This window comes from Methanobacterium sp., from assembly GCA_012838205.1.
Taxonomy (GTDB): domain Archaea; phylum Methanobacteriota; class Methanobacteria; order Methanobacteriales; family Methanobacteriaceae; genus Methanobacterium.
The window spans coordinates 1-15,587 of the sequence record DUPR01000062.1 but is presented as its reverse complement, the minus strand read 5'-3'; the positions used below and the strand labels follow the sequence as shown (position 1 = coordinate 15,587).

Below are 15,587 nucleotides of genomic sequence, written 5' to 3'. Positions count from 1 at the left end.
TGAATAAAATGGTGCCTTCCGAGAAAACAAAATGTATCATGATCCAGGGAACTGCTTCCAATGCCGGGAAAAGTGTATTAGTAGCTGCTCTGTGCAGGATATTCTCCCAAAGAGGATTTAGAGTTGCTCCCTTTAAATCTCAAAACATGTCTCTCAACTCGTTCACCACCAAAGAAAACAGGGAAATCGCCATAGCACAAGTGCTTCAAGCTGAAGCTGCTGGGGTTGAACCCCATCATCATATGAATCCTGTTCTCCTCAAACCTAAAGAAGACTTCACTTCACAAGTCATAGTACATGGGAAACCTGAGGGGGATATGAATTTTTATGATTATCAACATAAGTTCCGGAAAAATGCGCTTAATGCCATAAAAAAATCTTTAGACTCTCTAAAAAAAGATTATGACATTATAGTAATGGAAGGAGCCGGATCACCTGCTGAAATAAACATGTTAGACGTGGATCTAGCCAACATGCAGATCGCACGTTTGGCTGATGCTGACGTGCTTTTAGTGGCTGACATTGACAAAGGTGGAGTATTTGCCTCAATTGCAGGCACTTTTCAGTTATTACCATCAATAGACAGGCAAAGAATTAAAGGTGTTATTATAAACAAATTCCGGGGAAATCTTGATATTTTAATGCCTGGAATCCGACAGATTGAAGAAATCATTGGGGTGCCAGTGTTAGGTGTTTTGCCATATGACCCTGGTCTGAAACTTCCTGAAGAAGATTCAGCTTCACTTTCCGAACGTAAATATCGTGGGAAGGGTGAAATTGAGGTGGGAGTGATGAGGCTGCCACGTATTTCCAATTTCACAGATATTGACCCCTTGGAATTTGAAAAAAATGTGGGTGTGAAACTAATTGAAATCGGGGATGAAATTGGAAATATAGATGCGCTTATAATCCCTGGAACTCGCAACAGCATTAGTGACATGGCAGCCCTAGAAAAAGTTGGTTTTAATGAAGAAATACAAGAACTTGCCAAGGAAATACCAGTTATTGGAATTTGTGGGGGGTATCAAATGCTTGGAAAAAAGATCATTGACAAATCCCTTAAAGAATCAAATATTGGTAGTATAGATGGCATGGGAATTTTGGATATGAAAACCAGCTTTGGAGAATTTGACAAGGTCATTAACCAGAGTCAGGGCACTCTTATTGGGAATGGAATATTTAAAGACATTAAAGGTGAATTAGTGGAGGGTTATGAACTACACGAAGGCGTTTCCCAATTGGGAAAATCAAAACCATTTCTGAAAGTTATGAAAGGTTGTGGGAACTATCCTGAATCAGGTTTTGACGGTGCTCAGGAAGGTTTAACTGTAGGTACTTATTTCCATGGAATTTTTCATAATTTTGTTTTCCGCAGAGCATTCACTGATTATTTAAGGAAGGCTTCTGGTCTTGAAACATTAGGATATGACCATGATGAATTTGCAGAGTTAAAAAAGTTTTCTATTCAACGATTATCAGACTTGGTGGAAAATAATCTTGATATGCAGCTTCTAGAAGAAGTTATTCATTTTGATATCTAAGAATATACAATATAATGCATATTCCTCTTTTTCTTAGGAAATATTGGAATAGGAAATATTGGAATGAAATAGTAGAGAACTCTACTTAAGGTTATTATGATTTTATTAAACTGAATTTTTGTTTAAAAATGTTCATCAAATAAAAACAGAGGTTACTTTCTTAACTGCGCTGGTTTTAACCAGAACTGATATCTTTTCATTTTTTTCCAAAACCCAATTATCATGGGGGATGTGCATTTCACCGTTTTGATATATCGCTGCTATGATGTAGTCATCAGTAGGACTTAGATCACCAACACACTTCCCAACAACTCTTGAATTCTGGATGGTTATATCCAAAAGCTCTGCATTTCCCTTGCCTACCACCATTAAATCAGCTATTTTAGGCCTGTTTATAAGTTTTTCAAGGTACCCGGCAGCTGTAAGTTCTGGGCTGATAACATCATGAATCCCAACTTTTTTAAAAGCTTCTTCATGATCAGGGTTGCTAAGTCTAGCAATGATCTTAGGCACATCATATTCCTTTACCAAGATGCATGAAAGCAAATTAGCCTCATCACAACCAGTTGCAGCAACAAAAACATCAGCATCCGAGATGTTAGCCTCTTCTAGGGTTTTAACATCAGTACCATTTCCACAAATGACCAAAGCATCTAAATCTGCTGCTGCAGTGCCGCATAGCCCTTTGCTGCACTCGATGAGAGTTACGTCATTTCCAGACACCACCAAATAATTAGCCAGTGTTAAACCGACTCTTCCAGCACCCATTATTACAACATGCATTTCCACACCAGTACAAATTTTTGATAAAACTATTTTTCATTCATTTTAATAAAATTTAAAGCAATGATAACCAATATTTTGGCATTTTTTACATAATTTTTATTGATTGATAATATCTATAATATAAAGTTTGTGGGAGAAAAGTTCCATAAGTCCTTTCTTTTTAAATGCTCTTTTTAAATGAACTAATTTCAATCATCAAACCTAAAAATATAAATAAGATGAACAGAAAAATCACGGTATGCGGCGTTAGTCCAGCCTGGTTAAGACTCTGGCCTGCCACGTCAGTGACCCGGGTTCAAATCCCGGACGCCGCATCGCGGCTGTAGTCTAGTCTGGTTAGGACTTGGGCCTTCCAAGCCTACGACCCGGGTTCAAATCCCGGCAGCCGCATAATTCTACATCATATTTATTTTTACATGGAATTAAGTAGTGCAGATTACTTATCTTAAAAATAACATGTTAAAAAATACTAAACAATACTTTTTATTCGGTTTAGGTCATTATAAAAGTTGAAAAAAATAATCTATTTAGGATAACTAATCTTGTTTAGGTTTTAAACAGGCACCAATAGTTCCGCTGCGACCATTCGACATATATCAGTCTTTGTGATAACCCCAACTGGTTTATCATCTGCTAAAACTAATAAACCAGAAATATCGGCCCTTAACATAAGATTAGCAGCATCTTCAATCCTATCATCAGCAGAGATAGTCATTACTTCTTTGGACATTATGTCAGTTATTTGGAGGGAAACTGCATCTTTTGCAGACGGTTTAATGGTTCCAAGAACTCCTATGAGATCCGAATAGGAAACAACACCTAAAGGTTCTCCCCCCTCGTCCATTACAAAAAGCCTTCTGACTCCCTCTTTGTACATCTTTTGAAAGGCGTCTGCTGGGCGAGTATTTGAAGTAATGGTTATAACATTATTGTTCATGGCCTCTTTAACTCTCATCTTTTCACCTTAATAAGATCATAATTAAAGTACATTGTTGTTATTTATGTAATCACATCATAAGTATAATTTTAGTTTTAAACATATTTTTAATTTTCAAGCAAACGATATGAATGGCGGTTTTTTATCAATATTTTATAAATGATTATAATAGTTTTCAAAAACTTCTAAAAATGTTTTAAAACTAATAAAAACGCCATAAGAACTCTTAAAAAAGATCATACCAAGGTTTATATATCAAGATTTTTATATTAATTCAAAAATTGTTAATATTTTATGTTTAAAAATTGTTGTTCATTAACAATATTCAATTTTATCTGCAACATTTAAATACTATAAAACTGTAATAATATATTAAAGAACAAATGGAGGGAATAACTTGATGAGAATAAGCATGTCACTGCCAAAAAAACTGTTAAATGAATTCGACGAAGTATTAAAAGACAGGGGATACCAATCAAGGTCTAAAGGTATTAGAGACGCACTTAAAGATTATATTGTCCGTTACCAATGGATGAAAGAAATGGAAGGTGATCGTATAGGAATTATTGCTGTAATATACGACCACCACTACACTGGAGTCATGGAAGACCTTACCGACATCCAGCACGACTTCCGAGAATACATTAACGCAGTTATGCACGTCCATATGACAGAAAAATACTGTTTAGAAGTAATAGTAGTTAAAGGGGACGTAAAATACATCAGAAGTCTGACTGAAAAGATAATGAGGCTTAAAGGCGTTGAACACGTCAAATTAACCAGCACTGCCAGTAGCCAAACTGAGATGAAATAAAAATGCGTATTTTAACAAAATACTAGGATGAAAATCCCGTACTATCATCAAAACTTGCTATCTGATACCCAAAGACTGACAGCATTTTATGAAGCCATAAAAGAAAAATCAAGAGGTATCATCTATGATTTGGGGACTGGTTCCGGAGTTTTTAGCTCATGGGCCGCCCCTTTAGCTAGTTTTGTGTATGCAGTTGAAAAAGACCATCGTACAGCTAAATTTGCCCAAAAAAATCTTAAGTCCTTTGAAAATGTTTTTCTGCAAATAAACGATGCAAAAAATATTAATTTTAATGAAAAGGCCGACCTAATAATCTGTGAAATGGTAGACACTGCTCTTATTGACGAAGAACAAGTTCCGGTCTTAAATGCTGTCCGAAAATATCTTAAAAACAGTGGAGATATTATTCCTTGTGGCGTGTTTAATGGATTAGAAGCAGTTCATCTCAAAAATAGCCACCCCATTTATCAAGAAGGGAACATATCGCCGAAAGAATTAAGAAGTAAACTTTTTATATATGATAAAATTGATTTTAAGAAATATATCAAAGAAAAAGTTGAATACAAGATCAATGTTCCCATAAACAAAGATGGGATAGTATCCGGCATAAGAATCACCACTTTCACCCTTTTAACTCCCCAACTTATCTGTGGCACAACACCCATGCTTAACCCTCCTCTTCTAATTCCAACCAACCAGTTAAATATGAAAAAGGATGAAAACATTTTTGTAAACCTAAAATATACCATGGGCGGTGGATTAAATACTCTTAAAGCATCAGTTGAAAGAATTTCTTAAAGAACATCAAAAAGTAGTAATACTTGGCATTGGGAATGATATGAGAGGAGATGATGCTGTAGGAACAGTTTTAGCCCAGAAACTAGCAAAAATATTCACTGAAAATGAAAAAATAACAGTCTTTGATGGGAAAACTGTGCCTGAAAACTTTACAGGAGCTATAAGAAAAGAACGCCCCAGCCATATAATTTTAGTTGATGCCGTGGACATGAACAAAAAACCAGGGCAAATTGAGTTAATCTCCAGAAAACAAATAGCAAACTACAATATTTCCACCCATGCCATGCCTCTTTCTTTTTTAATCAAATATTTAAAATCAACATGCCCTGCAGAACTGATTATTGTGGGAATACAACCAAAAACTACAATTTTAGTGAATAAAATGTCAGTGGAAATTGAAAACAGCATAGAAATGCTTTTAAAATTATTTACAAACCTTTTACAATAGGAGTAATGGAAAGTTTTAAAAATCATTAGTTGACTGTTTCTAAAATTAATTTAATATAAACCCAGTGTACAAACAGTTAAAGGTGAACTATTTGTTAGATGTACTCCAAATTTTTTAAAATCCACAATTATAGTATATAAAAAATTTAGGATAATCAAATACAACAATCATTAATAATAAATGCAAGCCCTAGACTAAATTTACTAATAATTTTCTATTTAAAAAAAGTGAGAATAAATCTAATTACCCTTCATCAGTTATTCTAAGAAAAAAACCATTATTAAAAAATTAAAGGATTAAACATGAAATTACTATTCATAGGAGCTCGTCTATTTGACGATGTTGCTGTCTATACCAAAAAAATGGGCATAACCACTGTTTTGACAGAATCAAATCCTCAAGCTCAAAATTTAGATTTAGCAGATTCTTACCACCTTGTGCCTAGAGGAATGGAACATCCAAAAGACATTGCAATTAAAGAAGATGTTGATGGAATAGTGCCTCTCATCGGGATTGATGAACCATTAAAGGAAGTGGCTTTACTTAAAGAAGAATTAGAAACAGATTATGGTTTGCCAGTTGTTGCATCACCCCTGAAAGCAGTTTCAATTGCAGGAGACAAAGTTAAAACCAAAGAATTCCTCCTAAAAAATAACATTAAAACACCTGAACACGAACTAATACATTCTTGCACAAAGATGGGAACAAAAAAATATCCGCTGGTTCTTAAACAATCTTGTGGACAAGGTGGTAAAAATATTAAAATAGCCTTATCCCTAGAAGATTTGTGTTGTTATTTGGAAGAATATGATACTGCTCTTGTCGAACGTTTTATAGACGGCATTGAAATATCAATAGAAATATTACGCTGGAAAAATAATTCATTGCCCCTGGTTCCTGTTTCTAAAGGGAAAACAACCCTTGACTGCATTCATCCACTAAAAAAATTGAAAAAAGCCCCTTTTCAGATTGATAATACCATTGCAGAATCAAAAATCGATTATTACAGTCAAAAAATTCGAAACATTGCTTTAAAGATTGCTAATCTCCTGAATATTGAAGGAACCGCAGATTTGGATTTGATATTTGATAAATATGACAAAAATACTTATGTGTTAGAGATAAACACTAGAATTAGTGGCACCCGTTATTTGACAGCCGCTGCTTCGGATATTAATCCATTACATGAAATGGTGGATATGGCCACTGGATCATGGAATGTTAAAAACGTTTCAAAAAGAATAAAAAAATATTATGCACTTGAAATACCAGTAGGTGATTATGTCAGTGACAAAAATAATTACCGTTTTCGAGAATTTCACGGAGATAATAGTTGGATTATCCACGGACCTGACAATCACCAGAGAATAACCATTAGGGGAAAAAATGAAAAAAACGCTCATAAAATAGCTGCCCAACTCAATTTGGATCTGGGAAAAATCAGAAATTAAAACTAAACATGATTAATAAAAATAATTAGAGGACAATCACTTAACAAGTTATCTGAAAAAATAAAAGTACGTAATTTAATGAAAAACACATAAAAACTTCTAATATATAAAAAAAAGCCATGTAAAATTTATAAATATTATGCTAATTATACATAAGAATAAGCGAACTAGGTCATTTAAATTATAGAATTAATTATTTATATTAACCCAAGTGTTTTATTAGGTCAAAATGTTTATTATTAGGTGGTAAATTGATTAACACAAATAATCTGATTTTAGCATTCATTATAACTTTTTTAGCAACAATTTTATTCACATACTTTGTTCGAAAAATATTGCTAGATGCCGATATAACTGACAGCCCCATTGTAACTGAACATAAACATAAAGCAGGCACTCCCACCATGGGTGGTCTGGCTATTCTACTGGGAGCAGCACTGGCTGCTTCAGTATATTGCAACCAAAAAAACTTGTTACTAACCGTACTGATTATGTTAAGCTCAGGCCTTGTGGGTTTACTAGATGATTTGTTAGGATTAAAGATCAAAGAAGTGCAGAAAGTAGCACGTAACATTAGCTCAGAACATGTATCTATTGGACGTTTAACTCTGAAACCAGGGGAAGAAGCTAGAGTGGCAACTGAAAAGGCTAAAAGTGATTTACCAGAATTATTGAAACAAGGAAAAATTAATATAATTGGTGAAACCCCTATTAAAAGTGAAGTAAAAGAACGAGACAAAATTATAGCTCAGATTGTACTTGGAATATTCCTTGTATTCACAGCAGGAGTTAGTACTAATGTTTTAGGATTTGAAGCGGGAATTTTAATTATTCCAGTGATCATATTTGGAGTGATAGGTTCTATCAATTCAGTGAATCTTATTGACGGGATGGATGGATTGGCAGCTGGAATATTAACCATTGCATCTGCTTCGTGTGCGGTTTTTTCAATGATCAACGGAAACTTTAATGCAACCCTCCCCTTTACAATGTTAACCGCAGTTTCACTCGGTTTTTTAGTATTTAATCGTTACCCTGCAAGTATAATTATGGGAGACACGGGTGCTTTCGCTTTAGGTGCAGGATATATAACTGCAGGTTTTTTGGGAGACATAATTTACTTTGCAGTAATTGCTCTTTCTATCCCCATTTTTTCAGTAGTGGTTAGTCTTATGCACCGGGTTAATTTAATAAAACTACCAGTTGAACCATTACATCATACTTTACATTACAATGGACTTTCTGAGAAAAAAATAGTTGCCCTTTACTGGTCAATCACTCTAGTAATTTGTTTGTTAGCCATCTTAATTTACCAATTTGTATTCTAATAATCCAGGAAAAACCATAATGAAACATCTTAACACCTCCTATCTGGCCCACAAATCTAAAGGAAAATTGATTGGTGATGACAGAATCATTACTGGAATTTTTAACATTCTTAAAGATGCAGGAAAAGGCGATGTCGTGGTAAGACACTGGATTGATGAGATTGGTGTGCAAATGGCATCTGATAAAGGTGCCTCATGTTTAGTGACCCAAGATGCCCGTGGAAATTCTGTTGAACTTGCTAGAAAACTCGGTTTACCCCTAATTTTAGCTGAAAAAATTGAGTTAGTGAATGCTTTTGCTATTGATTGGGCCATTGAAAATTTTGCTCCAAACACATTGAGAATTGTGGTAACCGGTACAAATGGAAAATCAACTACTACCCATATGATCCATAAAATCCTCCTAGAAGCAGGATACACTGCCCATACAAACACTGATTCTGAATCAGAGTTTAACACACTAATTGATCCCATGGTAGCCAAGCAAATAGCTGAATTTCAGGGAGAATTGGACGCCCTGGTTTTGGAAGTTTCCGAAGTTCAAGGGTGGGAGGATCGGAATATGGCTGATCATGCCTTCCTTATGACTAGCGCCATTAAACCCCACATAGTTGTGCTAACTAACGTGGCACTAGATCATGTTGGCTTGGTAAACACCATTGAAGATGTTTCCAAAGAGATTTCAAGTTCTCTTAGAGGATTTCAGGGCAAACAAGTAATTTTGAATCATGACGATCCATTAATACGCAAAATGGAAAATCTTGTTCCAAATGCCGAGGTAAGATTCTATGGGTCCGGAACAAGTGTTGAATTTAGAAAAAATGGGATTTTCTATAAAGAAAAACTAATCATCCCCCTAAATGATCTCCCATTTAAAAGCTCTCATTTCATCCAAAACACTTTGGCAGCAGTTAGTACAAGTATTGCATTAAAAATTAATTTGAATATAATTAAAAGAGCTGTTGAATCTTATCAACCATTAAAACGTAGATTCACTGTACTTAATCATAACCCGCTCATTATTGATGATTTTGCCCATAATCCAGAAGGTATTGCAGCTACTATAAAAAGTACAACAGAACTGGTTTCAGGAAAATTTCATATTGTATGTGCTATTAGAGGATCTAGAGGAAGCTCACTGAATAAGTTAAATGCCCAAGCTGTTGCTAATTCAATCAAAAAGATTGATTATAACTTAATTTTAACCAGTAGCGAAGATGTGGTGGATAATGCCAACCGAGTAAAACCGTCTGAAAAAAAAATTTTTATAGAGGAACTTCAAAAGGAAGGGATCAAATACTCCCATTATAACACACTAACCAAAGCACTGCAAAATGTTTTGAAAATGGCCAAAAATGATGATACCATATTATTAATCGGTGCACAAGGCATGGATCCTGCTTTAGATGTTTTAAAACAAATCAAATTCATATAATAAGGGCATATAATTCATAATGAACAATAACCCTACTTTATAAATCATCAGATTCCATAAACAAGCATGACTTATGATTTAATCACAAATAGTAATATTATTTTTCAAGTGGTATTTTTTAAATTTGTTCATTCCAATAACTATGTTATAATGTATGTGTTTCATCCGGCATGCCTACTTGAGAGATTAAACTTTGAAAACTTACTGTGATTACCATATCAATTATACTATATAAAATCGAATCTTGTGACATGCATAAATGATTATTGATTCTAAAAAAAACTAAAGACCAAATATTATTATCCTACTAATCCTAAACAATCAGTTGAAAAAAATCTTTGAACTTCAGAAAAAATTATTTATAACGTTTAATAATTCATAATTAGATTCAGGAACTTTAAAAATAGTTTATACCCTATCAGTACTGTTTCAAGAATAACTTAATTTAAAAAAAAACGGTGTCAAATAAAATGAGCGCCCAAATGAAAAAGAATTCACTGCAAATGGAAAGAATTCCTAAAAAACCCGAAACTTATGGTGTAATCGGAATTTGTGGAGTGGTGGGAAATTTGGCAGCCAGGGTTCTTATGGATCACAACTTCAATGTAATATGCACTGATCTCCAAGATTCGGATAACTGTCCCTTTCTTTACACTCTTGAAGGATACGACACCCCTATATATCTATCAGCACACCCTGAATCGTTTTTTACTTCTTCCAATTACATACTTCCCCCTCCAAGCTTGTCAAAAACTTCAAAATTGTTTCAGAAGATAATTGATAGTGATGCTCAGCTAATGGGAGTAGACGATCTCCTAGAAAAAATCAAACCAGACAAACCAGTTATCTGCATTAGTGGAACCAATGGCAAAACAACTACAACCACCCTTCTGAAACATTTCTGTTATATGGCTGGTTTGAAGCCCACCGAACATGGATTCAACTCATTGCAAGGTAATGTTGACTACATTCCCCCATTACAGTGCAGACTCAGTGGAGATGTTGCAGTGCTGGAAACAGGCACTGAAGGAAAAAAAGGTGACTTGAAATTCACTCTCCAAAGATGTCATCCTTCTTGTGGTGTTATAACCAACATAAACCCAGACCATTTGAATGATGATCACAATTTCTTGCATTACGCTTGTATAAAAGGTGAACTCTTAGAAGAGCTTCAAAGAAAAATGTTAGTGGTTAATAGTGATGATCCGACTATCTGGGGACTCTTCACAGAATTAAAGTATGATGGTAGAGTCGTGACTTTTGGAGTGGACCATGACCCTCAAGAAGAAAGTAAAAAACTTTGTTGGTGCAAAAAGGAAATTAAAATAAGTGAAACACTCTCAGGAGTAGGGTACTATGAGTGTCAGTGTGGTTTGAAACGACCCACCCCGGATTACTTGGCCAAAAATATCAAAGGAAATACATTCTTACTTCAAACCCCTAATGAAGTGATTGAAATGGAAATGGGCATAAAAGGACTTCATAATGTTTATAATGCCCTGGGAGCAATTGCCACAGCACATGAACTATTGAAAATACCACTACAAGATATTAAAAAATATCTTAAAAATTTTAAAGGTGTTCCAGGACGTCTTGAATATATTCATCGTGGCAAAAAGGTTGATTTAATCGTTGATTACGCACACAACCCATCAGGTGTTGAAACCGTGTTAAGAGAGCTGAATAAGACCTATAAAAAATTAACAGTGGTTATAAGTATCTCTTCAGAATCTGGAACTACCGGGAATTTGGATATTATGGAAAAAGCAATATATAATGCTGATTTTATAATACCTGCCTCCTATGACTCTAGGCAAGCAGCAGGAAAATATATTTCATCAGGAAAGATCAAACTAACTGATAAAGCACCGGACAAATTTCGCAACGGAACATTAGGCGCCACTGAAGAACAAGTAATCGAAGGAGTTAAAAAAGGATTAGAATGTGATTCGGATGCAGTGATATGTATTGGTGAAGCTGCAGTCAAATTTAAAGATAAGATTAAATTATTAGCAGATTTAAATTGATTATAAAAGCTATAAAAATTTGGTGAGAGAAATGTTCATTAAAGTAAGAAGAGATACCCTGATCATTCTAATGCTGGCTTTCATTCTTATAACATCAGGCAGACTGATGTCTTACATGTCATATGCTTCATCTACTGAAACAGAACATGGAATACCAATAGCTGGTGTAATAATTAAAGGAAACGACGTCGTTCCCACCGACTCCATAAGGGTCAACATTAACAATGTCGGTTTCAGAACCGGTAGTTACATTCAGGGGGACACCCTCGTTACTACCAAAAGAAACGTTCCTATGAATGAAGCACTGAACAACGCACGTGAGGCAGCTAAGCTTTCAACTATTCCCGGAACTAGTGTAATGCCTATTAAAGCTGTTGATGTTAAATTGAACAAAGAAACAGGCATATTAACCGTTAACGTTATAGAAGACTTTTCTACAGTTGAAGTGAAACCAAATAGATAAACATGAATTGGTGATGCAAATGATAAAAAAACATTTACCCAAGATTGGGTTGCTTCTACTGGTACTGATACTGGTGGTTAACACCTCAGCAGCCACTTGTAACATAATCATCATAACTGACCCTACAGGGAAAGATCCTAATGGAGCCGCAGGAGGTAGCATGTCATTTGCAGAAAACATGTTTCAATCCACATTCATTATGTCCAAAGAACATCACTTTACTGTTCTTTCCGGTGGTGAAGGTAACCAAACCCCCCGACTAGGTGCCATTGTTGAAACAATCAAAAGACTTAACAATGGTGAGAGCGCCTCAAATGCCGCCAGTGCCGCTAGTAATTTCCCAGGAATCAGAATTATGTGCGGAGGCCCCACTATCGGCGCAGCTGTGGGAGGATCATTCGATGTATACGTGGTGACTGTTGATGATGATGGCACTATAACTGCCACTCCTGCATCAGGAGGATTAGCTTCGCTACCTCCTGGTAAAAAAGGAGCAATAATACACTTGCGTAACACGCATGGAAACCCATTATACGGATCAGCCGCAACTGTGCGAAGGGATACTGCTATAATGATTGGTAAAATGATTCGAGACGGATACCCTGCTACTGAGATTTTGGGAGCATCTTTTGAAATGGTAGCCAAAAATGCCGGGGAAAAATATGGAGGAGGAGGAAATAACTTAGTATCATCATTAACAACTGGTGATATGTTTACACCTTCAAAATTAAACACAACTGGTTACCCCATGGACGAGCCATATTCTAAAGCATGCCCTGAATGCGGCTGGAGTGTTTCATTCCCCTCAGGAGAAAACTATCATACTTGTCCTTACGATGGAACCGCCTTAAAAACTATTTACGCATATGATCTCTTGGCAAGTAGTATTACTGTCACCAAGAACAGTACCAACGTTTACATATACGGGACTGACAATGCAGGCGTCAGTGGAACTACAAAAGAAATTGTTCAATACTCTGTTAAGCAAAAAGGATATAATGCTGCCACAATAGCAAGCGATATTAACAAAGCTATAGACAACAGTTATCTCCTTGGTGTTAATTACATTGAACCTAAGGATATAAACATAGTTGAAAGCACCCGTTCAGTTGGAATTTATTTCAACCCACTCCCTAACCATCGATCATCTCCTTCATGGAATTTGCCGATTAGTTCATCAATATTGGATATTATTGGAAGTATTCAAACTGCTATTGGATTAATACTAATAATTTTGGTATTATTCCGGAGCACGCTATTTAGTTCATTCAATAAAAACAGGCGGTAATCAATCTCATGGCATTAATATTAATTCGTGCTGAAAGCCAGGCAAAAATTCTTAACAGCTTGGCAGACATCGAAAGGCACGCAAAACTTAAGATAACTGGTAAACCAAGAATTATGGATTCTGGAATAGCCGATGAATTTGCACAAGAAATCATCAAGGATAAGTTGAGATCTAAATCAAAAAATGCTGTTCTTGTTTCAGTTAAAGAGGATACAACCCACAGTATTCTCCAAATAAGGAATATACATCCCCCTGCACACTTAATGGTTATTAGTAAAGAATATCCCCAGTGGGGAGAGCTAAAAAAAATTTATAGTAATTTACCATCACTAAAGGGATATTACTCTGCTAAAAAATAGTAAAAAAATAACTTAACATTTAATTAAGTCCCTATTTTAAAAAAACCAAGGATAGGATTTATTTAACCTTTTTTATCCGTACAATATCACCAATTGTGGCTTTTCGCCTATTTAAAGAATTTGATTCGTCGAGTTGTGCTTCTTCTGTTTTTTCCAGTAGGGTAATCTTTAAACTTTTTTCGAGCTTCCTTGCTAGTTTCAGATCTGGAACCATTTTTCCTGATTCCAGACGGTTGATAACCGAAACTTTTTCGTATATATGTTCACCCAGATCTTCCCTGGACCAACCTTTTTTTTCCCGAGCATCCCTGATGACCTTATGATAGTCTTCAATAACTTCGTGGGTTGGCTCCTGAGATCTGAATGTTCGTCTTCGGCCCGCAGAAACCCGGCTAGCTGGGCCTCGATTGGGTTTTGGAGGTTCTCGTTGTATTGTGCCGAATTTAGAACATTCATTACATGTTGACATGATAGAATTTTCAATTTTTGTTCTTACTGGTTTTCCAATAACCTTTTTTCCGCATATCTCGCATCTCATGCTGATCCCTTTAGTTTTAGTTGGTATATACTTAGACACCTCAATACTTAAATATTATTAAAGACAATAAATGCAACAAATAATATCAAAAAAAGCGGATATTATTTTTCTCCACAAATCTATGAGGAGTGAACTTGGAAGATGGAAAAAACATCACAAAATATCTTAAAAAAAATAGAAGACCTTAAAAAGGAGATTAAAATCCTTAAAGAGGATAATGCCAAAACCAAAAGGAATTTAATGTGGAAGGTCAGAAAACTGGAAAAAGACAAACTTCTAATTGAAAATGAGAAGATGAGATTGGACCGTGAAGTTAAATCCCTCCGGGGGGAAATTGAAAGGTTCAGATCACCACCACTAGTAATTGCTACTGTAACTGAAGTTTTAGATGAAGGCAAGGTAGTGGTGAAAAGCAGTACCGGACCCCACTTTGTAATTGGTTATTCCCGTTTCTTAGACGAAAATTCACTGGAACCTGGAGCTAGAGTGGCTCTAAACCAGCAGACATTCAGCATAGTCAGTGTTTTACCATCCGAAAAGGACCCCCTTGTAACTGGTATGGAAGTTGAAGAGAAACCAGATGTAAGTTACGCGCAAATAGGCGGACTCGAAGAACAAATAGTGGAGATTAAAGAGACTGTCGAGCTCCCACTTAAAAAACCAGATTTATTCACAGATATAGGTATCGAACCACCAAAGGGAGTTCTTCTTTACGGACCTCCTGGTACCGGTAAAACCTTACTGGCCAAAGCAGTGGCCCACGAAACAAATGCTACATTTATTAAGATTGTAGCCTCTGAATTCGTTAAAAAATATATTGGAGAGGGAGCCAGACTTGTTCGAGGAGTTTTCGAATTAGCTAAAGAAAAAGCCCCCAGTATAATTTTCATCGATGAGATCGACGCCATTGCCGCCAAGAGGCTGAAAAGTTCTACCAGCGGTGACCGTGAAGTTCAAAGAACACTCATGCAATTATTAGCAGAAATGGATGGGTTTGAAGGAAGAGGAAATGTGGGAATAGTGGCCGCCACCAACCGGCCGGATATCTTGGATCCGGCATTACTGCGACCTGGACGATTCGACCGATTTATCGAAGTATCAATTCCTAATGAAGATGGTAGAAAAGAGATTCTCAAGATCCACACCAAAAATATGACTCTTGATGAAGATTTCGACATCGATCTTGTTTCCAGCCTAAGTGAAGGTGCTTCCGGAGCTGATCTAAAAGCAATCTGTACAGAAGCGGGTATGTTCGCAATAAGGGAAGAAAGACCCGTTGTGAATATGAATGACTTCCTAGATGCTGTTGATAAAATAATAGGCATGGAACGCGACGATGAAATACGAAAAGAAGCTGGAGTAATGTACGGATAG

General features: G+C 35.8%; 15 protein-coding genes and 2 tRNA genes. 14 read left to right on the top strand and 3 right to left on the bottom strand.

Going from position 1 to position 15,587, the window contains the following annotated elements:
- Window positions 1-8: 8 nt before the first annotated feature.
- Entirely contained in the window at window positions 9-1,541 is a 1,533-nt protein-coding gene (gene cobQ / locus GXZ72_08655; protein ID HHT19612.1) for a cobyric acid synthase CobQ, read from the top strand.
- Between the two features lie 135 nt (window positions 1,542-1,676).
- Here cobQ and GXZ72_08650 read toward each other — a convergent pair whose 3' ends face one another.
- Window positions 1,677-2,324, bottom strand: a complete 648-nt coding sequence (locus GXZ72_08650) for a TrkA family potassium uptake protein (GenBank protein ID HHT19611.1) — start codon at window positions 2,322-2,324, stop codon at window positions 1,677-1,679.
- A 243-nt stretch (window positions 2,325-2,567) separates the two neighbouring features.
- Between GXZ72_08650 and GXZ72_08645 the strand changes: the two genes are divergently transcribed.
- Window positions 2,568-2,641: transfer RNA gene (locus tag GXZ72_08645), tRNA-Gly, on the top strand.
- Window positions 2,642-2,643: 2 nt separating this feature from the next.
- A tRNA-Gly gene (locus tag GXZ72_08640) sits at window positions 2,644-2,717 on the top strand.
- Between the two features lie 163 nt (window positions 2,718-2,880).
- Here GXZ72_08640 and GXZ72_08635 read toward each other — a convergent pair.
- On the bottom strand, window positions 2,881-3,282 hold the full coding sequence (locus tag GXZ72_08635; GenBank protein ID HHT19610.1) for a CBS domain-containing protein: 402 nt from the start codon (window positions 3,280-3,282) through the stop codon (window positions 2,881-2,883).
- 379 nt (window positions 3,283-3,661) lie between these two features.
- Between GXZ72_08635 and nikR the strand changes: the two genes are divergently transcribed.
- From nikR to GXZ72_08585, 10 genes are all read left to right on the top strand, one after another.
- On the top strand, window positions 3,662-4,078 hold the full coding sequence (gene nikR / locus GXZ72_08630) for a nickel-responsive transcriptional regulator NikR (protein ID HHT19609.1): 417 nt from the start codon (window positions 3,662-3,664) through the stop codon (window positions 4,076-4,078).
- Window positions 4,079-4,105: 27 nt separating this feature from the next.
- Window positions 4,106-4,876: a methyltransferase domain-containing protein gene (locus GXZ72_08625; GenBank protein HHT19608.1), complete on the top strand. Its 771-nt coding sequence runs from the start codon at window positions 4,106-4,108 to the stop codon at window positions 4,874-4,876.
- Window positions 4,860-5,324, top strand: a complete 465-nt coding sequence (hycI, locus tag GXZ72_08620; GenBank protein ID HHT19607.1) for a hydrogenase maturation peptidase HycI — start codon at window positions 4,860-4,862, stop codon at window positions 5,322-5,324. The genes GXZ72_08625 and hycI overlap by 17 nt, the downstream gene beginning before the upstream one ends.
- Before the next feature lie 302 nt (window positions 5,325-5,626).
- On the top strand, window positions 5,627-6,775 hold the full coding sequence (locus GXZ72_08615; protein HHT19606.1) for an ATP-grasp domain-containing protein: 1,149 nt from the start codon (window positions 5,627-5,629) through the stop codon (window positions 6,773-6,775).
- A gap of 251 nt (window positions 6,776-7,026) precedes the next feature.
- A complete protein-coding gene (locus GXZ72_08610; GenBank protein HHT19605.1) occupies window positions 7,027-8,103 on the top strand; it encodes a phospho-N-acetylmuramoyl-pentapeptide-transferase in 1,077 nt (358 codons plus the stop codon).
- 19 nt (window positions 8,104-8,122) lie between these two features.
- Window positions 8,123-9,538: a Mur ligase family protein gene (locus GXZ72_08605; GenBank protein ID HHT19604.1), complete on the top strand. Its 1,416-nt coding sequence runs from the start codon at window positions 8,123-8,125 to the stop codon at window positions 9,536-9,538.
- Between the two features lie 482 nt (window positions 9,539-10,020).
- Entirely contained in the window at window positions 10,021-11,565 is a 1,545-nt protein-coding gene (locus GXZ72_08600) for a Mur ligase (protein ID HHT19603.1), read from the top strand.
- 31 nt (window positions 11,566-11,596) lie between these two features.
- The gene (locus GXZ72_08595) at window positions 11,597-12,028 is read left to right on the top strand and encodes a hypothetical protein (GenBank protein HHT19602.1); all 432 of its coding nucleotides are present in this window, start codon (window positions 11,597-11,599) and stop codon (window positions 12,026-12,028) included.
- Between the two features lie 19 nt (window positions 12,029-12,047).
- Entirely contained in the window at window positions 12,048-13,316 is a 1,269-nt protein-coding gene (locus GXZ72_08590) for a hypothetical protein (protein HHT19601.1), read from the top strand.
- Window positions 13,317-13,324: 8 nt separating this feature from the next.
- Complete coding sequence (locus GXZ72_08585) at window positions 13,325-13,675, top strand: DUF356 domain-containing protein (protein HHT19600.1); 351 nt, start codon at window positions 13,325-13,327, stop codon at window positions 13,673-13,675.
- Between the two features lie 58 nt (window positions 13,676-13,733).
- Here GXZ72_08585 and GXZ72_08580 read toward each other — a convergent pair whose 3' ends face one another.
- Window positions 13,734-14,213: a TIGR00270 family protein gene (locus tag GXZ72_08580; protein ID HHT19599.1), complete on the bottom strand. Its 480-nt coding sequence runs from the start codon at window positions 14,211-14,213 to the stop codon at window positions 13,734-13,736.
- Between the two features lie 141 nt (window positions 14,214-14,354).
- Between GXZ72_08580 and GXZ72_08575 the strand changes: the two genes are divergently transcribed.
- The gene (locus GXZ72_08575; protein HHT19598.1) at window positions 14,355-15,587 is read left to right on the top strand and encodes a proteasome-activating nucleotidase; all 1,233 of its coding nucleotides are present in this window, start codon (window positions 14,355-14,357) and stop codon (window positions 15,585-15,587) included.